The sequence below is a fragment of the Amycolatopsis sp. NPDC045836 genome (assembly GCF_056431745.1).
Map to the genome: position 1 here is coordinate 45,617 of NZ_JBWKKF010000033.1, position 21,455 is coordinate 67,071.

The following is a 21,455-nucleotide window of genomic DNA, read 5'->3' on the forward strand; positions in this document are numbered from 1 at the left end:
TTACCTGAGGTTTGTTTCCGGCCGGTGCCCGGCCGGGGTGCTGGGGGTTACGGGCAGATGACAACCTGGCCGGCGTACGAGAGCCCGGCCCCGAACCCGACCATGAGTACCACGTCACCGCTCTTGACCGTGCCCGCGGTGCGCATGTGGTCCAGCGCGAGCGGGATCGAGGCGGAGGAGGTGTTGCCGCTGTAGCGGATGTCGTCGGCGACCACCATGTCCTCGCGGGCCCCCTTGGCCCGCAGCTTCTTCGCGATCGCCTCGACGATGCGCAGGTTGGCCTGGTGCGGGATCAGCACGTCCACATCGGACGGTTGCAGTCCGGCGACCTCCAGCGCGCGCAGGGCGATCGGCGCGATCTGCGTGGTCGCCCACCGGAAGACCGCCTGGCCCTCCTGGTAGATGTACTTCTCGTCACGCATGTAGATGGTGTGCACCAGGTCGCCCGCGCTGCCCCAGGCGACCGGCCCGATGCGCGGCTCGTCGGACGGGCCGACCACCGCGGCACCGGCGCCGTCGGCGAAGATGATCGCGTTGGCGCGGTCGGTCGGGTCCACCGAGTCGGTCAGCTTCTCCGCGCCGATCACCAGCACGTGCTTGGCCGAACCCGCCCGGATCAGGTCGGACGCCACGCCGAGGCCGTAGCAGAACCCGGCGCAGGCGGCGTTCAGGTCGAACGCACCCGCCTTCGACGCACCGATCCGCTCGGCCACCTGGGCGGCCGCGTTCGGGATCAGCGTCGGCATGGTGCAGTTGGGCAGGATCAGGGTGTCCACTTCGGACGGATCGAGACCGGCGTCGGCCACCGCCCGGGAACCGGCGGTGACCGCCATGTCCACCAGCAGCTCGTCCTTCTCGGCGAACCGGCGCTCGACGATGCCGACCCGGTCGCGGATCCACTGGTCGCTGGTGTCCATCAGCTGGGACAGGTCGTCGTTGGTGACGACCCGCTCCGGCTGGTAGCTGCCGACGCCGAGGATGCGGCTGGCGGTGGAACCTTGCGGTAGTCGCAGCGCGGGGCGCTGGCTCATTCGGTGTCCTCCTGGTCGCTCAGTTTCGCCAGATCACCCGGCGTCTTGAGCGCGATGGGGCTGGTCACGGTGCCCTTGAGCTGGCGCTTGACCAATCCGGTCAGCGTGCCGGCCGGCGGGAGTTCCACGGTACGGGTGACACCGAGCCCGGCCAGGCCCTGCATCGTCAGGTCCCACCGCACCGGGCTGGTCACCTGGGTGATCAGCCGCTCCAGGTACTCCGCGCCGCTGGTCACCACGGTGCCGTCCGCGTTGGACAGCAGCGGGCGGACCGGGTCGGCGGTGGGGATCCCACCGGCGTGCTCGCGCACCGCGGCCTCGGCCGGGGCCATGTAGTGGGTGTGGAAGGCGCCGGCCACCTTGAGCGCGCGCACCTTCGTGCCCGCCAGCGGTTCGGCGACGATCTTCTGGATCGCGGCCGCGGCACCGGAGGCCACGATCTGGCCGGCGCCGTTCTGGTTGGCGGGGGTGAGTCCCTGCTCGGTCAGCCAGGCCACCACGGCTTCGGGCTCGCCCAGCATGACCGCCGCCATGCCGGTGGGCTCGGCCTCGCACGCCTTGGCCATCTCGGCGCCGCGCACGGCGGCCAGCGCGACCGCCTCCTCCGCCGGGAACACCCCGGCGATCGCGGCGGCGGCCAGTTCGCCGACCGAGTGCCCGGCCACCGGCGCGTCCGCGGCCACCAGGCCACGCGCCTCCAGCTGCCGGCCGGCCAGCAGGGCCAGCGCGACGATCAGCGGCTGCGCGATGGCGGTGTCCTGGATCTCGTCGGCGTCCGCCTCGGTGCCGAGCCGGACCAGGTCCAGGCCGACGCGGTCGGACCAGCGCTGGACGAGTTCGCGCGCACCGTCGAACTCGAGCCATGGCGTGAACATGCCGGGGGCCTGGGAGCCCTGTCCGGGCGCGAGGAGGGCGGTCATCACCTCTCTAGGGAACACGCTAGGCCCCGTTCCCTATCATGCCGCCGCTCACCAAGTCGTCTCGCCGGATTTGTGGAGACCCTACAAATGTGACGCGGGGATGTCCCGCTGTTAACCCGATGTCTTGTCGGGTTCGAGCAGAATTTTCGTGAGCCGCGTCACCAAATCCCGCGGGCTCTGGCCAGTCTGCCCACGGTCAGCGCGATGCGCAGCACGAGCGCGTCCCGCGGGTCGGCCGCGTGCCGCCCGGTCAGCTCGGCCGCCCGGCGCAACCGGTACCGCACGGTGTTGGGGTGCACGAACAGCGTCCTGGCGCAGATCTCCAGCACCCCGCCGCTTTCCAGATAGGTTTCCACCGTCTGCAGCAGAGCGGTGCCCGCTTCTTCGAGCGGGCGCGCGATCTCCTCGATCAGCTGGCGTTCGGCTTCGGGGTCACCGGCCAGCGCGCGTTCCGGCAGCAGCTCCCACGACCGCGCCGGCCGGGGCGCGCCCGGCCAGCCGACCACCGCGCGCAGGCCGGACAACGCCTCGACGGCACTGGTGTGCGCCTCGGCCAGGCTCGGCACGGTCGGCCCGGCGACCACCGGGCCGTCGGCGAAGGCGGTGGCCAGCTTCGCCAGCACCTCGCGTTCCTTCGGCCCGCCCTCGGTCGGCCCGGCCACCACCACGACCAGCCGCGAGCCCTGCACGCTGAGCAGCACCGGGCGGCCGATCCGGGCCGCCCGGCTGCGCACGTCGAACACCACGGCGGGCGGGTCGTCCGACGCCGGGGTGCCGACCAGCACGGTCGCCTCGGCCGCCTGTTCCCAGCCGAGGGCGGAGGACCGGGAGAGCACCGACTCCTCGGCGTCCCCACGCACGATGCCGTCGACCACCAGCGCTTCCAGCCGCGCGTCCCACGCCCCGCGGGCCTCCGCCGCGGCGGCGTAGGAATTGGCCGCGGCGAAGGCGATTTCCCGGCCGTAGCGCAGGATCGCCTCGGTCAGCGCGGCGCGTTCGCTGTCGTCGGCGGCGAATTCGGGCAGCTGCTCCTCGAACACCTCGATCGCCAGCCGGACCAGGCCGACCGCCTGCCGCAGGCTCAGCCAGCGCGAGAGCTCGGCCGGGGCCCCGCGGAAGGCGTCGGTGGTGAACTTCAGCGCTTCCTGCGAATCCCGCAGCCAGCCGACGAACCCGGCCACCCCGGACTGGGTGATCAGCAGCACACTGGCCCGCTGGTCGGCCGACATCCGGCCGAACCAGGGCAACCGCTCCTCCATCGCGGCCACGCTGGCCGCGGCCAGCCTGCCCGATGCGCGTTCGAGGCGGCGCAGCGTCTTCGCGGACAGGCCGTGCCGCTTCTCGACGTGACGGCGGGGGGTGGGTGCGGTCATGGTGCCCAGATCGTAGTTCAGTCCGCGCCGCCGCCGTCCGGCTCCGACTTGCGCGGTCGACCCCTCGGCCGCATCCGGCCCGCGTTGCCCGGCAACCGGCCGGCGTCGGCCAGCGCCTGCCGGAGCAGGAACTCGATCTGCGCGTTGGTGCTGCGCAGCTCGTCCCCGGCCCAGCGGGCGATGGCGTCGTGCACGGCGGGATCGAGCCGCAGCAGGACCTTCTTGCGTTCGGTCACCAGTGGCCTACTGGTAGAGGGTCCCGGCGTTGACCACCGGCTGGGTGTCGCGATCGCCGACCAGCACCACCAGCAGGTTGCTCACCATCGCCGCCTTGCGCTCCTCGTCCAGTTCCACCACGTCGTGCGCGGCGAGCCGGTCCAGTGCCATCTCGACCATGCCGACCGCGCCCTCGACGATGCGCTGCCTGGCCGCCACCACCGCACCCGCCTGCTGGCGCCGCAGCATGGCCTGGGCGATCTCCGGCGCGTAGGCCAGGTGCGTGATCCGCGATTCGATCACGTCCACCCCCGCCGACGCCACCCGGGCGCCGATCTCCGCCGAGAGCTTCTCGGTGATCTCGTCGGCGTTGTCCCGCAGGGAAAGGCTGTCCTGGCCGTGCGCGTCGTAGGGGTAGTTGTTGGCGATGTGCCGGATCGCGGTCTCGGTCTGGATGCCGACGAACTCGACGAAGTCGTCCACCTCGAACATCGCCTGCGCGGTGTCGGCGACCTGCCAGACCACCACCGCGGCGATCTCGATCGGGTTGCCGTCGGCGTCGTTGACCTTGGCGACCGCGGTCTCGTGGTTGCGGATCCGGGTGGAGACCCGGTGCCGGTCGGTGAACGGGTTGACCCACTGCAGCCCGTCGTTGCGCAGGGTGCCGGTGTAGCGGCCGAGGAACTGGATCACCCGCGCCTCACCGGGGGCGACCGGGGTCAGGCCGAGGCCGAGCACACCGCCGGTGAGGAAAACCAGCGCGCCGAGCACGAGCATCGCCACCCCGAGGCCCCGGCTGCCGTCGATCACCTGCACCAGACCGAACCCGGCCAGCGCCAGCCCGCCGAGCACCCCGGCCGCGGACACGGCGAACATCGGGTAGCCGTTCACCGCCCGGACCTCGCGCTCCCGCGTCTGCGGGGTCGGCATCTCCACCTGCTCCAGAACTTCGCTGGTCATCTTCCGTCCTCCTGCTGCCTCGGGCTTGTGCCCCGCGTCGAAGCCTAGCATAGTGATATCACTTTAATAGCAGTCGAGGGCAGGGGTGATGGCATGGTTCCGACGCGGACGGCCGTGGTGGGGGACGCGCTGCTGATCGTGCTGGCCGCCTGCGCGGTGACGGTGGCGAAGCTGGTCTTCGCCGAACCGGGCGGGCCGGGACTGGTGTGGCGCTTGGTGACCGAGTTGGCACTGACCGCGGCGCGCTGCTGAACGCGGGCTGAAAGAAAGGTGAAAAACACTCGGCCCCGGCCGCGCGGGAGGACCCCGAAATAACTCGAGGCCGCCCGGCGCCTGCGTTTTACGCTGCGCCGAGCGGCCTCGTCTCCCCGGTCCCCACCGGTAGTTCAACTATGGCCTGACTTTTCTGTTCGCGCCACTGGTCTCACCCGATCGTGCCCACGCCGAGTTGCCGCCGCCTGGCCGGTGTTCAAGGCTTGCCGAAAGCGGAGTTCGCCGGAGGAGCGAGGAGGGCACTGTGGGTGAGCAGCTCAAAGACGGGTTGGGGCAGGCGTGGAACCTGGTGGCCACGTTCGTCCCGAAATTGATCGGTTTCCTGATCATCCTGCTGATCGGCTGGCTCATCGCCAAAGCCGTGGCAAAAGCGCTCAGCCTGGTGCTCGGCAAGCTCGGTTTCGGCAAACTCGTCGAGAAAACCGGCCTCTCCGGGATGCTCAAGAAAGCCAATGTCGACGCCACCGGCATCATCTCGAAGCTGGTGTACTACTTCATTCTGCTGATCGCGCTGCAGCTGGCGTTCGGCGTATTCGGTGAGGCCAACCCGGTGAGCCAGTTGCTCAACGACGTGATCGCGTTCCTGCCGCGGATCGCGGTGGCGATCGTGCTGCTGGTCGTGGCCGCGGCCATCGGGAAGGCGGTGCGCGACCTGATCGCCGGCGCGCTGGCCGGCCGCCGGGCGAGCGGGCTGGTGGCCGGCCTCGCCCAATACCTGATCCTGGCCTTCGGGGTGATCGCGGCGCTGAACCAGATCGACATCGCCACCACGGTGACCACGCCGGTGCTGGTGACCGTGCTGGCCACCGTCGGCGGGGTGATCGTGGTGGGCTTCGGCGGCGGCCTGGTCAAACCGGCGCAGCAACGCTGGGAAGGCTGGCTGGACGGCCTGCAGGCGCAGTTCGGCGGCGGTTCCGGCGGGGCCGACGGCGGGGCCAGGCACGCCAGCGGCCGCACCACCGCCACCGACGCCCCGACCCCGCCCGCGGGCATCGAGCAACCGGAACGCTGACCCCGACCAGCTGATCCGGAACCGTCGCGGAACTCGCGACACGAATGTGGCTTCCGAGGCGTTGCGCCCGGAGGCCACATTCGTGTCTACCCCCTCACAAGGCACTTGGGAATGCGGCGTGGGAGGAGCATGTTGGGTGCGGTGACGGAAGGAGCACGGGGTGGACTTCTTGCTGAACCACGGGCTGACCGTTTTCGGCCAGTGGGTTTCCATCGCCGAACTGGCCGGGCAGTTGTGCGCGCTCGCGGTGGTTTTCCTGGCGCAACGCCGCACCCTGTGGACCTGGCCGGTGCAGGTGGGCGCGACCGTGCTGCTGTTCGCCGTCTACCTCTCCGCGCACCTGGGCGGGCTGGCGAGCAGGCAGGTGGCGATCCTGGCCATCTCCGTCTACGGCTGGTGGGCGTGGACCCGCCGCCGCGACCCGGTCTACGGCGTGGTGGTCCGCAAGGGCAGCCGCACCGAACGGCTGGTCCTGCTCGGCGCGCTCGCCGCGGGCACCGCCGCGATGGCCCTGGTGCTCCACCTGCTCGGTGCCTCGTGGGCGCCGTGGCCGGACGCCGCCATCTTCATCGGCACCCTGGTCGCCTTCGCCGCGCAGGGGCTCGGCCTGGTCGAGTTCTGGCTGGTGTGGCTGGTGGTCGACGCGGTCGGCGTGCCGCTGCAGATCGCCTCCGGGCTGTGGTTCTCCGCCGCGGTCTACCTGGTGTTCGCGGTGCTGGTGGTGCACGGCTGGTGGAGCTGGAACCGCACCGCCAAGCAGGTCCTCGCCGACCGGCTCACGGCAGCATCCAGCTGAGGAAACCGGCCTGACCGGCCACGATCAAGCACATCACCAGCAGCAGCCCGAGGCTCCACGGCAGCACCTTCCGCAGCAGGTTGCCCTCCTGGCCGGTCAGCTGCGCCGCCGCGCAGGCGATGGTCAGGTTCTGCGGGGAGATCATCTTGCCGAGCACCCCGCCCGAGCTGTTCGCCGAGGCCAGCAGGTCGGGGGAGAAGCCCGCCTGGTTCGCCGCGGTCACCTGCAGGGCGCCGAACAACGCGTTCGCCGAGGTGTCCGAGCCGGAGACCGCCACGCCGAACCAGCCGAGGATGGGGGAGAGGAAGGCCAGCGCGCCACCGGCCCCGGCGATCAGGTTGCCGATGGTGGTGGTCTGCCCGGACAGGTTCATCACGTACGCCAGCGCCAGCACGCTGGTCACGGTCAGGACGGCGAACCGCAGTTCGTGCACGGTCGCGCCCCACTCGCGGGCGGTGTCCCCGAGCCTCACCTTCAGCACCACCGCGGTGACGATCCCGGCGAGCAGCACCAGGGTGCCGCCGGTGTTCAGCAGCGGCAGGCTGAAGGTGTTGCCGGAGACGGGTTTGCCGTTCGGCGCGACCACGTCCAGGAAGGGCCAGTCGAACTTCCAGGTGGCCGAGTCCAGCAGCTTCTTCACCGGCGGCAGCTGCCCGATCGAGAAGATGGCGATGATCAGCAGGTAGGGCGCGTAGGCCTTGACCACGTCACCGCGTTCGTCGCGGCCGTCGAAGGACTCGGTGGCCGATCCGGTGAGCACGGCCGCGCGGACCTCCGCCCGTGCCGGTTTCCGCGCCGACGGCACCAGCACCACGGCGGCGACCCCGGCGAGCGCGGCCCCGATGTCGGCCAGCTGCGCCGAGACGAAGTTCGACGCCAGGAACTGCACGAAGCCGAACGCGAGCCCGCAGGTCAGCGCCGGGACCCAGGTCTCGCGGAGGCCGCGACGGCCGTCCACGATCAGCACCAGCAACAACGGCACGACCACCGCCAGCAACGGCGTCTGACGCCCGACGATCGACGACACGCTCTCCAGCGGCAGGCCGGTGACCTGCGCGAGCGTGACCACGGGGGTGCCCATCGCGCCGAACGCGACCGGCGCGGTGTTGGCCACCAGCGCCACGATCGCCGCCTTCACCGGCGCGAAGCCCAGTGCCACCAGCATCACCGTGGAGATGGCCACGGGTGCGCCGAACCCGGCCAGCGCCTCCATCAGCCCGCCGAAGCAGAACGCGATGATCAGCGCCTGGATGCGCGGGTCGTCGGAGATCCGGCCGAACGACCGGCGCAGCACGTCGAAGTGCCCGGTGCGCACGGTGAGCCGGTAGATCCAGAGGGCGTTGACCACGATCCACAGGATGGGGAACAGGCCGAAGGCCGCGCCCTGGACCGCGCCGGAGAGGGCCTGGCCGACCGGCATGCCGAACACCGCGACCGCGACCACGGCGGCCACCGCGAGCCCGATCAGCCCGGCCCAGTGCGCCTTGAGCCGGACCGCGCCGAGCAGCACGAGCACGGTGGCCAACGGCAGGGCGGCGACGAGCGCGGACAGGGCGAGCGAGCCGAGCGGGGCGAGTTCCTGGACGAACACCTCGGACCTCTTTTCACCGATTTCGCATCGTGAAAACAGACTTTCGCCGACTGGCGGAGATCTTGGTCACGTTTTGGCGGATCGTCAAGGGTGGCGTTCCGGCTCGTAAATTTTCCCGACGTACTCCTGTGGGATTGTTGAACAATCCGACGGGAGGGCGTGGGGTCGATCCTCCAAGTCCATGAACGCGCGGCTCTTCGCTTGCGAGCCTTCTGGGTGAAGCACGTGCTGAGCGTCTTGTTGACGCGTTCCCAGTGGGCTCACCCGGTTCTCTTAGAGGATTGTTGAACAATCCCACAGAAGTACACGGCACCGTTCCCCGGTGGCTCTGATTGCTCGTCCCATCGTCCGCCCGGAGGATTGTTGAACAATCCACCAGGGCCGCGTGCGGCATGATCCTTGGAGTTCCCAGTCGCTCGTCCTGTCATTTGCTTGGAGGATTGTTGAACAATCCGACAAGCGAATCTGGGGTTCCAGGGACCCGGTCAGCGGATGAGGGCGTGCTGCCTGGTCAATTCGCCGAGGTTCCGCACCCCGAGCAGGCGCAGGGTCCGCACGATCTCGGTCTGCAGGATTTCCAGTGCCCGCTGCACCCCGCGTTCGCCACCGGCCATCAGGCCGTACAGGTAGGCCCGGCCGACCAGGCAGGCGTCGGCGCCGTTCGCGATGGCGGCGACGATGTCGGCGCCGGAGAGAATGCCGCCGTCCAGCCACACCTCACCACCGCCCTCGACGGCGTCGAGCACCCGCGGCAGCATTTCGAGCGGTGTCGGGGCGCGGTCGAGCTGGCGGCCGCCGTGGTTCGACACGATCACCGCGTCCGCCCCGAGCTTGACCACCTCCCGCGCGTCCGCCGGGTTCTGGATGCCCTTGACCACCAGCTTCCCCGGCCACAGCTCCCGCAGCCAGACCAGGTCGTCGAAGTTCAGCGCCGGGTCGAACAGCGCGTTCAGCAGTTCCGCGACGGTGCCGTTCCACGAGGTCAGCGACGCGAAGGTGAGCGGCTCGGTGGTGAGCAGGTTGAACCACCACGCCGGGTGCAGCGCCCCGTCGGCGAAGGTCTTCAGGGTCAGCGCGGGCGGAATGGTCAGGCCGTTGCGCACGTCCCGCATCCGCGCCCCGCCGACCGGCACGTCCACGGTCAGCAGGAGCGTGTCGTACCCGCACTCGCCGGCGCGCTGCACCAGGTCCTTGCCCGCTTCGCGGTCGCGCCAGACGTAGAGCTGGAACCACTTCCGCGCATCCGGGGCCGCCTCGGCGACGGCTTCGATCGACGTGGTCCCCATGGTCGACAACGCGTACGGGATACCCGCCCGCTCGGCGACCCTGGCCACCGCCGGCTCGCCCTCGTGGTTCATCATCCGCGTGAACCCGGTGGGGGCGAAGGCGAACGGCAGCGCGGACCGCTTGCCGAGGATCTCCGTCGAGGTGTCCACTTCGGACACATCACGCAGCACGTGCGGCTGGAACTCCACCCGCCGGTACGCCTGCCGCGCGCGGAGCAGGCTGTCCTCCAGCTCGGCCGCGCCGTCGGTGTAGTCGAACACCGCCCGCGGGCTGCGCCGGCGCGCGATGGTGCGCAGGTCGGCGATCGTGTGCGCACTGGCCAGCCTGCGCTCGGTCGGGTTGAGCACGAACGGCTTCGGGCGCAGGATCTCGGCCAGTTCGGCCGGACGCGGCAGGCGGCGCTTCGTCACGCGATCATCTCCCTTTCCCGAGCAGAAGGCCCCGGCAGACATCAGATGTCTGCCGGGGCCCTTTGTAGCACCTCGGGTCAGGCGTTCCCAGCGTCCGAGGTCTGCGGACCGGCCGCGGTGACGTCGTCGATGCGGTACTTGCGCGCCGCCTCGACCACCTTGGCCTGGTCCACCTTGCCCTGCCGGGCCAGCGCGGTCAGCGTGCCGACCACGATCGACTCGGCGTCGACCAGGAAGTGCCGCCGGGCGGCCGGGCGGGTGTCGGAGAAGCCGAACCCGTCGGTGCCCAGGGTCAGCATGTCGCCGGGGACCCACGGGCGGATCAGGTCCGGCACCGACCGCATCCAGTCGGACACCGCCACCACGGGACCTTCGGCGCCCCGCAGCGCCTCGGTGACGTAGGGCACCCGCGGCGAACTGCCGGGGAACAGCAGGTTGTCCCGGTCGACCTCCACCGCTTCGCGGCGCAGCTCGGTCCACGAGGTGGCCGACCACACCGCGGCCCGCACGCCCCACTCCTCGGCGAGCATGCCCTGCGCCTTGAGCGCGTCCGGCATGGTCACGCCGGAGACCAGGATCTGCGCCTCCGGCCCGTCTCCGCCCGGCGCCTCGGCGTACCGGTACAGGCCCTTGAGCAGCCCGTCCACGTCGAGGTCCGCCGGCTCGGCGGGCTGCTGGTACGGCTCGTTGTAGATGGTCAGGTAGTAGAAGATGTTCTCCCCGCTGCCGTCCGGGCCGGTCTCGCCGTACATCCGGCGGAGCCCGTCCTTGACGATGTGCGCGATCTCGAACGAGTAAGCCGGGTCGTAGGCGACCACCGCCGGGTTCGTCGAGGCGAGCAGCAGCGAGTGCCCGTCGGCGTGCTGCAGGCCCTCACCGGTCAGCGTGGTGCGACCGGCCGTGGCACCCAGCACGAACCCGCGGGTCATCTGGTCGGCGGCCGCGTACAGCCCGTCGCCGGTCCGCTGGAACCCGAACATCGAGTAGAAGATGTAGATCGGGATCATCGGCTCGCCGTGCGTGGCGTACGAGGTGCCGACCGCGGTGAACGAGGCCGTCGAGCCCGCCTCGTTGATGCCCTCGTGCAGCAGCTGGCCCTGCTCGGACTCCTTGTACGCCAGCATCAGCTTGGCGTCGACCGAGGTGTAGGTCTGCCCGTGCGGGTTGTAGATCTTCGCCGTCGGGAACATCGAGTCCAGGCCGAAGGTGCGGGCCTCGTCCGGGATGATCGGCACGATCCGCTTGCCGATCTCGCCGTCCTTGGCCAGCTCGCGGATCAGCCGGACGATGGCCATCGTGGTGGCCACCTCCTGCTTGCCGGAGCCCTTGCGGATGCCCTCGTAGACCTTGTCGCCGGGCAGCACCAGCGCCTTGGCCTTGCCGCGGCGCTCCGGCAGGAAGCCGCCGAGCGTGCGCCGCCTGCTGAGCAGGTACTCGATCTCCGGCGAGTCCTCACCCGGGTGGTAGTACGGCGGCAGCTTCGGGTCGCGCTCGAGTTCCTCGTCGCTGATCGGGATCCGCTGCGAGTCGCGGAACAGCTTGAGGTCGTCCAGCGTGAGCTTCTTCATCTGGTGCGTGGCGTTGCGGCCCTCGAACGCCGGGCCGAGGCCGTAGCCCTTGATGGTGTGCGCCAGGATCACCGTCGGCTGGCCGTGGTGCTCCAGCGCCGCCTTGTACGCCGCGTAGACCTTGCGGTAGTCGTGCCCACCGCGCTTGAGGTTCCAGATGTCGGCGTCGGAGAGGTCCTTGACCAGCTCCTTCGTCCGCGGGTCGCGGCCGAAGAAGTGCTCGCGGACGAACGCGCCGTCGTTGGCCTTGTAGGTCTGGAAGTCCCCGTCCGGGGTGGTGTTCATCAGGTTGATCAGCGCGCCGTCGCGGTCGCCGTGCAGCAGCGAGTCCCACTCGCGGCCCCAGATGACCTTGATCACGTTCCAGCCGGCACCGCGGAAGTACGACTCCAGCTCCTGGATGATCTTGCCGTTCCCGCGGACCGGCCCGTCGAGCCGCTGCAGGTTGCAGTTGATCACGAAGGTCAGGTTGTCCAGGCCCTCGCCCGCGGCCACGTGGATCAGCCCGCGCGACTCCGGCTCGTCCATCTCGCCGTCGCCGAGGAAGGCCCAGACGTGCTGGTCGCTGGTGTCCTTGATGCCGCGGTCGCGCAGGTACCGGTTGAACCGGGCCTGGTAGATCGCGTTCATCGGGCCGAGGCCCATGGACACCGTGGGGAACTCCCAGAAGTCCGGCATCAGCCGCGGGTGCGGGTACGACGGCAGGCCGCCGCCCTCGCCGGCGTGCGAGTACTCCTGGCGGAAGCCGTCGAGCTGCTGCTCGGTCAGCCTGCCCTCGAGGAACGCGCGGGCGTAGACACCCGGGGAGGCGTGCCCCTGGATGTAGATCTGGTCGCCGCCGCCCGAGTGGTCCTTGCCGCGGAAGAAGTGGTTGAAGCCCACCTCGTAGAGCGCGGCGGAGGAGGCGTAGGTGGAGATGTGCCCGCCGACGCTCACCCCCGGCCGCTGCGCCCGGTGCACCATGATCGCCGCGTTCCACCGGATGTAGGCCCGGTAGCGGCGCTCGAGTTCCTCGTCGCCGGGGAACCACGGCTCGTTTTCGGTGGGGATGGTGTTGACGTAGTCCGTGGCCGTCAGCGGGGGTACGCCGATGTTGCGCTCACGGGCGCGCTCCAGCACCCGCAGCATCAGGTAGCGCGCGCGCTGCTGACCGCCCCTGGCCAGTGCCGCGTCGAAGGAGTCCAGCCATTCGGCGGTCTCCTCCGGGTCGATGTCGGGCAGGTGCGCGGCCAGCCCGTCACGGATGACGCGCACCCGCGCCGGGGCCGCCGAACCGGAGGCGTTGCCGCTCCCGGCCTCATTGCTTGGGGGGGCCAAGGGTTCTCCTCGCCGTACTTGTTTCCGCTGTTGCCTGGTTCCGTGGCCGGCGTGAGTTGTTTTCGCCGCGTGTGCCATCGTCGTCGCTCGTGCGGCCCGCGTCACCGCTACTGAGCGGTAACGTCCGCGGACCCGTGCAGGGTGCCTCCCGCCTGCGGGTGTATCGCGCGCGCGACTGCCACCCACCCTAGGGCAGCCCGGTGCGGGGCGTGCGGGCGCGGCGCCCTACGGTGGTCCGCACAGCGGGCCGGAGGCCCTTACGCTGGGGCACGACTTGGGCGATGATCCGGTGTGGACGGTTGCGCGGACAGCCTCGCCAGTGTTCGCTAACCCCATTCATGTCGGACGTGCGGCCCGAACCGGCCGGACGAGAAGCTAGCTGGAGGAGTTGAGCCGTGGTCGCCGCGGGAGACGCTGGGCAGAACAGCGTCGCCGAGAGGCTTGGGATCAAGCCGGACATGGTGGTCCAGGAGATCGGCTGGGACGAGGACGTCGACGACGACCTGCGTGCGGCGATCGAGGAGCAGATCGGCGGGGAGATCCTCGACGAGGACGCCCAGGAGGTCATCGATGTGGTGCTGCTGTGGTGGCGCGAGGACGACGGTGACCTCGGCGACACGTTGATCGAGGTCAGGCAGCCGCTGGACGACGACGGGGTGATCTGGGTCCTGACGCCGAAGACCGGCCAGCCGGGCCACGTCGAGCCCAGCGAGGTCGCCGAAGTGGTGCCCGCCGTCGGCCTGTCGCAGACCTCCAACATCAGCGTCGGACCCGGCTGGTCGGGCACCCGGCTGGTGCCGCGGTCCAAGAAGTGAGCACGCCCGCACCGGCACCGGTGGACGAGCCGTTCGCACGATAGGGTAACGGCGGCAGGCACAGGCAACACGTCGAGCAGCGGGAGAGGAACTCATGGCGGTCGAGGTCGGTTCGAAGGCCCCGGACTTCACACTCAACGACTACAACAAGCAGGCGGTCACCCTGTCGTCGTTCCAGGGTGAGAAGCCGGTGCTGCTGGTCTTCTACCCGTTCGCGTTCAGCGGCATCTGCCAGGGCGAGCTGTGCCAGCTCCGTGACGAGTTCGCCGAGTACGACGGCAAGGGCGTGCAGGTGATCGGCGTGTCCGTGGACACCCCGTTCTCGCTCAAGGCGTGGGCCGAGCAGCAGGGCTACCAGTTCCCGCTGCTGTCGGACTTCTGGCCGCACGGCGAGGTCGCCAAGACCTACGGCGTGTTCAACGAGGCCGCCGGCCTGGCCAACCGCGGCACCTTCCTGATCGACACCGAAGGCGTGGTTCGGTTCGCCGAGATCAACCAGCCCGGCGAGGCGCGGGACCAGGAGTCCTGGAAGAAGGCCGTCGCCGAACTGGCCTGACGCAGGTTTTCCGCGGCGGCACCCCTCGATCGGGGTGCCGCCGCCGGGGCGCATAGCTCAGCGGGAGAGCACTCGGTTTACACCCGAGCGGTCGCAGGTTCGAATCCTGCTGCGCCCACCCTGTTCGGTTGCCGTTGGCGGGCGCCGGGCGCGTGTGCCGGGGCCAGCGCCGGTCTGGTGCGAATGCGGTGCGGTAGCGCCGTTCAGCGGAACGCGTCGGCGCGGTCCCTTGCCCATTCGCGGAAGGTGCGGGCCGGGCGTCCGGTGATTCGTGCCACTTCCTCGTTCACGCGTTCCGGTTCGGTGACCATGGCGCCCCACGCCTCGATCGCCCCCGCGGCGAAGGCCGGGTCCCAGCCTTGGGCCAGCAGCAGGTCACGACCGGCGTCAGCGGGCAACTCCGCGAACCGCAGCGGGCGCCCGAGCGCCTCGCCGATCTGCCGGACCTGCTCCGCCTGGCTGATCGCCTCCGGCCCGGTGAAGTAGTACGCCCGCCCGTGGTGCCCGTCGTCGAGCAGGGTGCGCACGGCCACCGCGGCGATGTCGGCCTCGTGGATCAGCGACCGCCTGGCTTCGGCGAACGGCCAGCGCACCACGTCGCCCGCGCGGATCTGGTCCGCCCAGCCCAGGGTGTTCGTGGCGAACCCGGACGGCCGCAGGAAGGTCCACTCCGGCACCGCACCCTCGATCAACCGCTCCACTTCCGCGTGGAACGGCACACCCTCCGCCGAGAGGTAGACGATCCGCCGCGCGTGCTGGGCCAGCCGCGTCAGCACGTCGGGCGCCAGTGTGGTGTCGAACATCGGCCAGACCAGGAAAGCGGCGTCGACCCCGGCGGTGGCGTCGTCGAGGCTCGCCGGATCCGCCAGGTCGCCGACGACCTGCTCGACCCCGTCCGGCAGCGAAGTGGGCTTGCGCACCAGAGCACGCACCTCCACGCCTTCGGCGAGCAGTTGCGACAGCAGTTCCCGGCCGACGTTGCCCGTGGCTCCGGTCACCAGAACACGCTTTGACATGGGATTTCCCTTCGTTGAACGACTGCTGCCACGCTAGGAGCTGAACAAAGGTTCAAGTCAACGAGCCGGGTTGCGGCCCGGTTCGCCATGATCTATGCATGAGTTATGAATAGATTGCGGGTGGCCAACCTGCTCGGAGCCGGAGCACTCGCCGTGGCCGAACGCGTCAACGGCGAAGCGGCCCGCGCCGCCGGAGTGAGCACCAGCGGCGCGGCGGCGTTGTCGACGCTGCTGGTCGAACCCGGTATCGGCGTCACCGAACTCGGTGCGCGCATCGGCCTCAGCCAACCGGCCGCCGCACGCATGCTGGAGACGCTGATCACGGCGGGACTGGTCGAGCGCCACCACCCGGGCGGGCGAGGGGTCCGGCTGACGCTGACCGAGTCCGGCCGGGCCAGTGCCGAGAAACTGCTCGAAGCCCGCGGCCGCGTCCTGCTGGAATTGCTCGAACCGCTGACCGACGAGCAGGTGGGGGCGTTCGCGCCCGGGCTGGAGGCGCTGCTCGCCGGGCTGGTGGAGAACCGGCGGTCCGAGTACCTGCTGTGCCGCCTGTGCGACCGGCAGGTGTGCGCCCGCTGCCCGGTCGGCCAGGAGTGCCGTGCCCGTGGGTGAACTGCTCGCGCTGGCTTCGGCGCTCTGCTTCGGCATCACGCACTTCGCGAACGGCCTGCTGTCGCGCCGCAGGGCCGGGATGACCGTCTCGCTCCACGCCCAGCTCGGCGGTACGGCGGTGGCCGTTCCGGCGGCGCTCGTCGCGGGCGGCACCGGGCACGGGCTCTGGTACGGCGTGCTGTCCGGGATCGGCACCGGCGTCGGGGTCGCGTTCCTGTACCGCGCGATCGGCCGTGGTGCGATGAGCGTGGTCGTGCCGGTCAGCGACCTCGGTGCGGTCGCCATCCCGGTGCTCGCCGGGGTCGTCCTGCTCGGCGAACGGTTCTCGCTGCTCGCCGCCGCCGGGGTGGGCTGCGCGCTGGTCGCGGTGTGGCTGGTCTCACGCACCGGCCCGGCCGAACGCGGGGTCCCACCCGGTTTCGCCGACGCGGTCATCGCCGGGATCGGATTCGCCGTGCAGTTCCTGGCCATGGCGCAGGTGCCCGCCGATGCCGGTCTGTGGCCGATCGCGGCCAGCCGGATCAGTTCGGTGGTGGTGATCGCCGTGCTGCTGCTCGGCACCCGGCGCGCACTGCGGCTGCCGCCGCGACCGGCGTTGCTCGCGGGCGCCGCCGGGGTCCTCGGCAGCGTCGCGCTCCTGCTCTACTGGTACGCCACGCAGCAGCAACTCGTCGCGGTGGCGACCGTGCTGTCCGCGCTCTACCCGGCCATCCCGGTGGTGCTGGCGATGGTGTTCCTCGGTGAACGCGTCAACCGGACGCAGACCGCGGGACTGCTGGGTGCCGTCGCCGCGATCGCGCTGATCACGCTGGGCTGACCCCGCGCGGGGTGGTGACCGCGTCGAGCGCCGCCCACCCCTTCCCGGCCTCGGCCCACGGCCGGTCGCCGGTGAGCACCGCGAGGGTGGCCGTCTTGAGCTCCACCTGGGTGCCGCTGAGCAGCTCGACCAGCTCTTCGAGCACGGGGTTGTGGCCGACGAGCAGCACCGTCCCGATCGACGGCGACAGCTCGCGGACCACCTCGACCAGCGTCTCGGCCGGTTCGCCGTACAGCCGGTCGTCGTGGCGGAGTTCGGGTTGCGCGGGCAGTTCGGTGGTCACCAGGTCGCAGGTGGTGCGGGCCCGGACGGCGGGGGAGCAGACCACCACCTCGGGCGCGGGTCCGTTCTCGCGGAGCCAGCGGCCGGCGGCGGGGGCGTCACGCAGGCCGCGTTCGTTGAGGGGGCGGTCGAAGTCCGCGATGCCGTCGGGCCAGGCGGACTTCGCGTGCCGCATCACGATCAGGCGCATGGGCGCGAGCCTAGTGCGCGGAAAGGTGTTCGAGCAGGACGGCGGTGAGCGCTTCCGGCGCCTCCTCGGGCACCCAGTGCGACACGTCCTCGAACAGCTCGAACCGGAACGCCGCGCTCACCCAGTTCTCCGTGTCCAGCGCCGCCGTCGAGCCGAAGGCCACGTCCTCGGTGCTCCACACGTAGAGCGTCGGCACGCTGATCTTGCCGATCTTCCCGCCGGGACGGCCCGCGCGGTACCAGTTCAGCGCGGCGGTCAGCGCTCCCGGCTCGGACAACCGCTGCACGTACTCCTCGACCCGGCTCGGCGGCACCTTCCACTCGAACATCCGCCGCAGCGCCTCGGCGCCGTTCTCCAGCATCCGCCGCTCGGTGACCCTGGTCTGCCGCCATTCGGTCAGGTACGCCGAGCGCAGGGCCTGGTCCTCATCGGTCTTCATGGCCGCCGCGAGCGCGGCGGGGTGCGGGGTGGACACCGCGGTCAGCGTGCGCAGCCGGTCCGGGTGCGCGTCGGCGGTCCACCAGGCGACCGCCGCGCCCCAGTCGTGCCCGACCAGGTCGAACCGGCCCCACTCCAGTGCCCCGGCGATCGCCAGCACGTCGCCGACCAGCTCGTCGATCGAGTACTCGCTCGCCTGCTCCGGCCGGACCCCGGGGGAGTAGCCCCGCTGGTCCGGCGCCACCGCGCGGCAGCCCGCCGCCCCGAGCGCCGCCACCTGGTGCTCCCAGGTGAGCGACGCCTCGGGGAAGCCGTGCAGCAGCAGGACCGGACGGCCGTCGTGCGGCCCGGCCGCGATCGCGTCGAAGGAACCGGCCGGGGTGTCGATGCTGAGCTGTTCGGTCACAGCCGCACCCTAGTGCGAGAGCGCGTCCTCGGCCGCGAGGCGTTCGGCACCGCTCTGGGTCTTCAGCGGGATCTGCTTGATGAACAGCGTGACCAGCACCGCGACCACCGCGATCGGCGCACCCAGCAGGAAGATCTCGCTGGTGGCCGTGCCGTACGCCTCGCGGATCACCTTCGCCACCGGCTCGGGCAGGGTGGACAGGTCCGGCACCGAACCGTGCCCGCCGCCCGCCCCGGCCCCGGCCGCCATCGGGCCGAGGCCCTCGCTGATCAGCGTGGTCAGCCGGTTCGCCAGCACCGCGCCCAGCGCGCTCACGCCGATCGAACCACCGAGGCTGCGGAAGAACGACAGCGTGGAGGTGGCCGTGCCCAGTTCGTGCGCGGGAACGTCGTTCTGCGCCACCAGCACCAGGTTCTGCATCAGCATGCCGAGCCCGGCCCCCAGCACGAACATGTACACGCCGAGCAGCAGCACCGAGGTGCTCGCGCTGATCGTGCCGAGCAGCAGCAGGCCCGCCACCATCAGCACGCCGCCGAGCAGCACGTACGTCCGCCACACCCCGGTCTTGCTGATCAGCTGCCCGGACACGGTGGACGAGATGAGCAGGCCGAAGATCATCGGCAGGCTCATCAGCCCGGCCTGGGTCGGCGTCTTGCCCAGCGACAGCTGGAAGTACTGCGACAGGAACACCGTGCCGGCGAACATCGCCATGCCGACCAGGAAGCTGGCCAGCGTGGTGAGCGTGACCGTGCGGTTGCGGAACAGGCTCAGCGGCACGATCGGCTCGGGCACCTTCGACTCGACGTAGACCGCCAGCCCGAGGATCAGCACACCGCCGCCGACCATCGCCACGGTCCAGCCCGACCACCAGTCGAACTGGTTGCCCGCCAGCGTGGTCCACACCAGCAGCACGGAGACACCGGACATGATCAGCGCCGCGCCGAGGTAGTCGATCTTGACCTCCTTGCGCACGGTCGGCAGGTTCAGCGTGCGCTGCAGCAGCAGGATCGCGGCGATGGCCAGCGGCACACCGAGGAAGAAGCACCAGCGCCAGCCCAGCCACGAGGTGTCCACCATCACACCGCCGATCAGCGGGCCCGCCACCGTGCCGATGGCGAAGACCGCGCCGAAGATGCCGGAGTACTTGCCCAGCTCACGCGGCGAGACGATGAGCGCCAGGATGATCGGCGCCAGCGCGGTGAGGCCACCGGCCCCGACGCCCTGGGCGATCCGGCTGGCGATCAGCACCTCGATGTTCTGCGAGAACCCGGCGACCAGCGAGCCGAGCACGAACAGCGACAGCGACAGCTGGACCAGCAGCTTCTTGTTGTACAGGTCGGCGAGCTTGCCCCAGAGCGGCACGGTCGCGGTCATCGCGAGCAGCTCGGTGGTGACCACCCAGGTGTACGAGGACTGCGAGCCGCCGAGTTCGGAGACGATCCGCGGCAGCGCGTTGGCCACCACGGTCGAGGCCAGGATGGCGACGAACATGCCCATCATCAGCCCGGAGAACGCCTCCAGGATCTGCTTTCTGCCCATGGTGGACGACGCCACCCGGTCACTGGTCACAGACATGAAAACCCCTTGGTAGAAGTGCACGGCCGCCCCCGGCGGGGCGGGAGGTTCAGTGGCGGGTGCCGGGTTCGGGCAGGCCGGCGGCGATCGCCGCCCACGCCTGGTCGATCAGTTCGGTGAGCGGTTCTTCGCCACCGAGGGCGTACCAGCGGCGGACCGCCGCGTGCATGGCGTGCCCGACCACGCCGAAGAGCAGGCCCGGGTAGAGGTCCTTGACCGGGTCCAGCCCGGTGCGCTCGGCCACCGCGGCGACGATGCTGCGTTCGGTGCTCGCCTGGCTGGCGATCACCCTGGACACCAGCGCCGGATTGGCCTCGATCACCGACATCCGGGCCAGCCACTCCTCGCGGTTGGACTCGACGTCCTCGATGTCCGGCCGGATCGACCTGACCAGCGCCTCCAGCGCGGGCATGTCGGCTGGCATGGCCAGGAACCGCTCCACCGAGCGCGCGGTGCGCTCTTCGTGGTCCGGGTAGGCGATCAACACGGCGTCCTCTTTGGACGCGAAGTAGTTGAAGAAGGTCCGCGGGGAGACCCCGGCCTCCCCGGCGATGTCCTCCACGGTGACGTGGTCCAGCCCCCGCTCGGCGGCCAGCCGGACCGCGGCGGCGGCGAGCGTGCGGTGCGTGGCGAACTTCTTGCGCTCGCGCAGGCCGGTGGGCTGGTTCATGCGGTCAAGGTAGCAACAAAGTTGCAGAGTCTGCAAAGTTGCAGGTTGTGAAACAGGTCTCCGTCGAGCGGGTCCCGACCGGGGCTCGAGAACGCGGGCATGATGACCGGGTGCAGGCATTCCTCGCCGCGTACGACGCGGTGCTGGCGAAGTGGCCGGTCGAGAGCGAGCCGGTGGACGTGCGGTCGGAGTTCGGCACCACCCGGGTGCGGGTGTGCGGCCCGGCGACGGGTGATCCGCTGGTGCTGCTGCACGGCGGGGGCGCGAATTCGACGGTGTGGCTGGCGAACGTCGCCGAGCTGAGCCGCGAGCACCGGGTCTACGCGGTGGACCAGCTCGGCGGGCCGGGCCGGAGCGTGCACGACGGCAGGCCGTTCCGCCGTCCCGGGGACCTGCTCGACTGGCTCGACTCGCTGTTCCGGCACTTCCGGCTGACGCGCGCCGGGTTGTGCGGGCACTCGTACGGGGCCCGGCTCGCGCTCTCGTACGCGCTGCGCGCACCCGCGCGCGTGGGGAAGCTGGCCCTGCTCGACCCGGCGCAGTGCTTCGCCGGCTTCCGCGCCGGTTACCTGCTGCGGGCGCTGCCGTCGCTGCTGCGGCCGACGGCCGCGCGCGAACGGTCGTTCCTCGAATGGGAGCTCGGCGGGGCGCCGGTCGACCCGGACTGGCTGGAGCTGATGGCCCTGGGCTCGGAGGTCACGCCGGTCCCGTCGGTCTCGTCGGTCTCGTCGGCGAAGGTGGTCGCGGGCGGGCAGCCGCGCCCGGTGGCGCCGGAGGTGCCCGTGCTGCTGGTGCTCGCCGGGAAGAGCCGGGCGCACGACGTCCGGAAGGTGGAGGCGAACGCGCGTGCGGCGGTGGGCTCGCTGACCGTGGTGACCCTGCCCGAGGCGACCCACCACTCGCTGCCGCTCTGGCCCGCCGAACCGCTCAACCGCGCGCTCACCGCCTTCTACCAGGCAAGATCCCGTTAGGGGACCCCCCTTTTCGGGCCTGTTCCGGGGCGTGTAATGTTCTCTTCGTCGCCGGGGAGACCGGGCGGTCGCCGGGAACACGAACCAAGCTCCCACCTCGTGTGGTAGAGTGGGTGGTCCCGATCTGGAGCGGTAGTTACCCCCACTGAATCCGAGTGGTTCGACGTCGGGTAGACTGTTCCAGGGCCAAAAACTTTGTGGCGTGTTGCTTGAGAACTCAACAGTGTGCTAGTGAACTAAGCCAGTAGAGCTTAATTTGAAACCCCCTCGTCGGGGTTTCCTTTGAGAATACTAGATGTAGTCTAGATCAAATTCATTGTTGGAGAGTTTGATCCTGGCTCAGGACGAACGCT

The 21,455-nt window shown here is 70.4% G+C and carries 21 protein-coding genes and 1 tRNA gene; 9 read left to right on the plus strand and 13 right to left on the minus strand.

Going from position 1 to position 21,455, the window contains the following annotated elements; genetic code table 11:
* Window positions 1-47 precede the first annotated feature (47 nt).
* The 5 genes from AC07EG_RS37435 to AC07EG_RS37455 all read right to left on the minus strand — a co-directional run bounded on the left by AC07EG_RS37435 (window position 48) and on the right by AC07EG_RS37455 (window position 4,500).
* Window positions 48-1,031: a beta-ketoacyl-ACP synthase III gene (locus tag AC07EG_RS37435; RefSeq protein ID WP_478258009.1), complete on the minus strand. Its 984-nt coding sequence runs from the start codon at window positions 1,029-1,031 to the stop codon at window positions 48-50.
* A complete protein-coding gene (locus AC07EG_RS37440) occupies window positions 1,028-1,951 on the minus strand; it encodes an ACP S-malonyltransferase (RefSeq protein ID WP_478258010.1) in 924 nt (307 codons plus the stop codon). The genes AC07EG_RS37435 and AC07EG_RS37440 overlap by 4 nt, the downstream gene beginning before the upstream one ends.
* A 158-nt stretch (window positions 1,952-2,109) precedes the next feature.
* The gene (locus tag AC07EG_RS37445; protein WP_478258011.1) at window positions 2,110-3,324 is read right to left on the minus strand and encodes a PucR family transcriptional regulator; all 1,215 of its coding nucleotides are present in this window, start codon (window positions 3,322-3,324) and stop codon (window positions 2,110-2,112) included.
* A 17-nt stretch (window positions 3,325-3,341) separates the two neighbouring features.
* Window positions 3,342-3,563 (minus strand): type II toxin-antitoxin system antitoxin, encoded by a 222-nt coding sequence (locus tag AC07EG_RS37450; protein WP_478258031.1) that lies wholly within the window; start codon window positions 3,561-3,563, stop codon window positions 3,342-3,344.
* A 4-nt stretch (window positions 3,564-3,567) separates the two neighbouring features.
* On the minus strand, window positions 3,568-4,500 hold the full coding sequence (locus tag AC07EG_RS37455; protein ID WP_478258012.1) for an SPFH domain-containing protein: 933 nt from the start codon (window positions 4,498-4,500) through the stop codon (window positions 3,568-3,570).
* Window positions 4,501-4,593: 93 nt separating this feature from the next.
* Between AC07EG_RS37455 and AC07EG_RS37460 the strand changes: the two genes are divergently transcribed.
* From AC07EG_RS37460 to AC07EG_RS37470, 3 genes are all read left to right on the plus strand, one after another.
* The gene (locus AC07EG_RS37460) at window positions 4,594-4,752 is read left to right on the plus strand and encodes a hypothetical protein (protein ID WP_478258013.1); all 159 of its coding nucleotides are present in this window, start codon (window positions 4,594-4,596) and stop codon (window positions 4,750-4,752) included.
* 265 nt (window positions 4,753-5,017) lie between these two features.
* Window positions 5,018-5,785 (plus strand): membrane protein, encoded by a 768-nt coding sequence (locus tag AC07EG_RS37465; protein WP_478258014.1) that lies wholly within the window; start codon window positions 5,018-5,020, stop codon window positions 5,783-5,785.
* Between the two features lie 160 nt (window positions 5,786-5,945).
* Entirely contained in the window at window positions 5,946-6,581 is a 636-nt protein-coding gene (locus tag AC07EG_RS37470; RefSeq protein WP_478258015.1) for a nicotinamide mononucleotide transporter family protein, read from the plus strand.
* Here the strand turns inward: AC07EG_RS37470 and AC07EG_RS37475 are convergent.
* The 3 genes from AC07EG_RS37475 to aceE all read right to left on the minus strand — a co-directional run bounded on the left by AC07EG_RS37475 (window position 6,562) and on the right by aceE (window position 12,754).
* Window positions 6,562-8,172, minus strand: a complete 1,611-nt coding sequence (locus AC07EG_RS37475) for an L-lactate permease (protein WP_478258016.1) — start codon at window positions 8,170-8,172, stop codon at window positions 6,562-6,564. The two genes, AC07EG_RS37470 and AC07EG_RS37475, sit on opposite strands and share 20 nt — an antisense overlap.
* 485 nt (window positions 8,173-8,657) lie before the next feature.
* On the minus strand, window positions 8,658-9,869 hold the full coding sequence (locus tag AC07EG_RS37480; RefSeq protein ID WP_478258017.1) for an alpha-hydroxy acid oxidase: 1,212 nt from the start codon (window positions 9,867-9,869) through the stop codon (window positions 8,658-8,660).
* 77 nt (window positions 9,870-9,946) lie between these two features.
* Window positions 9,947-12,754, minus strand: a complete 2,808-nt coding sequence (aceE, locus tag AC07EG_RS37485) for a pyruvate dehydrogenase (acetyl-transferring), homodimeric type (RefSeq protein WP_478258018.1) — start codon at window positions 12,752-12,754, stop codon at window positions 9,947-9,949.
* Window positions 12,755-13,149: 395 nt separating this feature from the next.
* Here aceE and AC07EG_RS37490 point away from each other — a divergent pair, with 395 nt between their 5' ends.
* The 3 genes from AC07EG_RS37490 (at window position 13,150) to AC07EG_RS37500 (ending at window position 14,243) form a co-directional block, all read left to right on the plus strand.
* Complete coding sequence (locus AC07EG_RS37490) at window positions 13,150-13,569, plus strand: DUF3052 domain-containing protein (RefSeq protein WP_478258019.1); 420 nt, start codon at window positions 13,150-13,152, stop codon at window positions 13,567-13,569.
* Between the two features lie 94 nt (window positions 13,570-13,663).
* The gene (locus AC07EG_RS37495; RefSeq protein WP_478258020.1) at window positions 13,664-14,125 is read left to right on the plus strand and encodes a peroxiredoxin; all 462 of its coding nucleotides are present in this window, start codon (window positions 13,664-13,666) and stop codon (window positions 14,123-14,125) included.
* Window positions 14,126-14,171: 46 nt separating this feature from the next.
* A tRNA-Val gene (locus AC07EG_RS37500) sits at window positions 14,172-14,243 on the plus strand.
* A gap of 85 nt (window positions 14,244-14,328) precedes the next feature.
* Here AC07EG_RS37500 and AC07EG_RS37505 read toward each other — a convergent pair.
* The gene (locus tag AC07EG_RS37505) at window positions 14,329-15,141 is read right to left on the minus strand and encodes an NAD(P)H-binding protein (protein ID WP_478258021.1); all 813 of its coding nucleotides are present in this window, start codon (window positions 15,139-15,141) and stop codon (window positions 14,329-14,331) included.
* A gap of 105 nt (window positions 15,142-15,246) precedes the next feature.
* On the opposite strand from AC07EG_RS37505, the gene AC07EG_RS37510 reads away from it, so the two are divergent.
* Both AC07EG_RS37510 and AC07EG_RS37515 read left to right on the plus strand, forming a co-directional pair.
* Window positions 15,247-15,753 (plus strand): MarR family winged helix-turn-helix transcriptional regulator, encoded by a 507-nt coding sequence (locus AC07EG_RS37510; protein WP_478258022.1) that lies wholly within the window; start codon window positions 15,247-15,249, stop codon window positions 15,751-15,753.
* Window positions 15,740-16,570: an EamA family transporter gene (locus AC07EG_RS37515; RefSeq protein ID WP_478258023.1), complete on the plus strand. Its 831-nt coding sequence runs from the start codon at window positions 15,740-15,742 to the stop codon at window positions 16,568-16,570. Before AC07EG_RS37510 ends, AC07EG_RS37515 begins: the two co-directional genes overlap by 14 nt.
* Here the strand turns inward: AC07EG_RS37515 and AC07EG_RS37520 are convergent.
* From AC07EG_RS37520 to AC07EG_RS37535, 4 genes are read right to left on the minus strand one after another with little or no spacing between them, the layout of a single operon-like run.
* The gene (locus AC07EG_RS37520; protein WP_478258024.1) at window positions 16,557-17,042 is read right to left on the minus strand and encodes a SixA phosphatase family protein; all 486 of its coding nucleotides are present in this window, start codon (window positions 17,040-17,042) and stop codon (window positions 16,557-16,559) included. The genes AC07EG_RS37515 and AC07EG_RS37520 overlap by 14 nt on opposite strands.
* 10 nt (window positions 17,043-17,052) lie before the next feature.
* A complete protein-coding gene (locus AC07EG_RS37525; RefSeq protein WP_478258025.1) occupies window positions 17,053-17,886 on the minus strand; it encodes an alpha/beta fold hydrolase in 834 nt (277 codons plus the stop codon).
* Between the two features lie 9 nt (window positions 17,887-17,895).
* Window positions 17,896-19,461: an MDR family MFS transporter gene (locus AC07EG_RS37530; protein ID WP_478258026.1), complete on the minus strand. Its 1,566-nt coding sequence runs from the start codon at window positions 19,459-19,461 to the stop codon at window positions 17,896-17,898.
* Window positions 19,462-19,510: 49 nt separating this feature from the next.
* Window positions 19,511-20,131 carry a TetR/AcrR family transcriptional regulator gene (locus AC07EG_RS37535; protein WP_478258027.1) on the minus strand — a complete coding sequence of 207 codons (621 nt, stop codon included), beginning with the start codon at window positions 20,129-20,131 and terminating at the stop codon, window positions 19,511-19,513.
* A 110-nt stretch (window positions 20,132-20,241) separates the two neighbouring features.
* On the opposite strand from AC07EG_RS37535, the gene AC07EG_RS37540 reads away from it, so the two are divergent.
* Window positions 20,242-21,102, plus strand: a complete 861-nt coding sequence (locus AC07EG_RS37540; protein WP_478258028.1) for an alpha/beta fold hydrolase — start codon at window positions 20,242-20,244, stop codon at window positions 21,100-21,102.
* Window positions 21,103-21,455: the final 353 nt, after the last annotated feature.

Excerpts from the sequence above, each read along its gene's own strand:
- AC07EG_RS37535 (WP_478258027.1), bottom strand. The coding sequence starts at position 20,131 with ATGAACCAGCCCACCGGCCTGCGCGAGCGCAAGAAGTTCGCCACGCAC.
- AC07EG_RS37435 (WP_478258009.1), bottom strand. The coding sequence starts at position 1,031 with ATGAGCCAGCGCCCCGCGCTGCGACTACCGCAAGGTTCCACCGCCAGC.
- AC07EG_RS37455 (WP_478258012.1), bottom strand. The coding sequence starts at position 4,500 with ATGACCAGCGAAGTTCTGGAGCAGGTGGAGATGCCGACCCCGCAGACG.
- AC07EG_RS37505 (WP_478258021.1), bottom strand. The coding sequence starts at position 15,141 with ATGTCAAAGCGTGTTCTGGTGACCGGAGCCACGGGCAACGTCGGCCGG.
- AC07EG_RS37460 (WP_478258013.1), top strand. The coding sequence starts at position 4,594 with ATGGTTCCGACGCGGACGGCCGTGGTGGGGGACGCGCTGCTGATCGTG.
- AC07EG_RS37520 (WP_478258024.1), bottom strand. The coding sequence starts at position 17,042 with ATGCGCCTGATCGTGATGCGGCACGCGAAGTCCGCCTGGCCCGACGGC.
- AC07EG_RS37510 (WP_478258022.1), top strand. The coding sequence starts at position 15,247 with ATGAATAGATTGCGGGTGGCCAACCTGCTCGGAGCCGGAGCACTCGCC.
- AC07EG_RS37445 (WP_478258011.1), bottom strand. The coding sequence starts at position 3,324 with ATGACCGCACCCACCCCCCGCCGTCACGTCGAGAAGCGGCACGGCCTG.
- AC07EG_RS37440 (WP_478258010.1), bottom strand. The coding sequence starts at position 1,951 with ATGACCGCCCTCCTCGCGCCCGGACAGGGCTCCCAGGCCCCCGGCATG.
- AC07EG_RS37530 (WP_478258026.1), bottom strand. The coding sequence starts at position 19,461 with ATGTCTGTGACCAGTGACCGGGTGGCGTCGTCCACCATGGGCAGAAAG.
- AC07EG_RS37495 (WP_478258020.1), top strand. The coding sequence starts at position 13,664 with ATGGCGGTCGAGGTCGGTTCGAAGGCCCCGGACTTCACACTCAACGAC.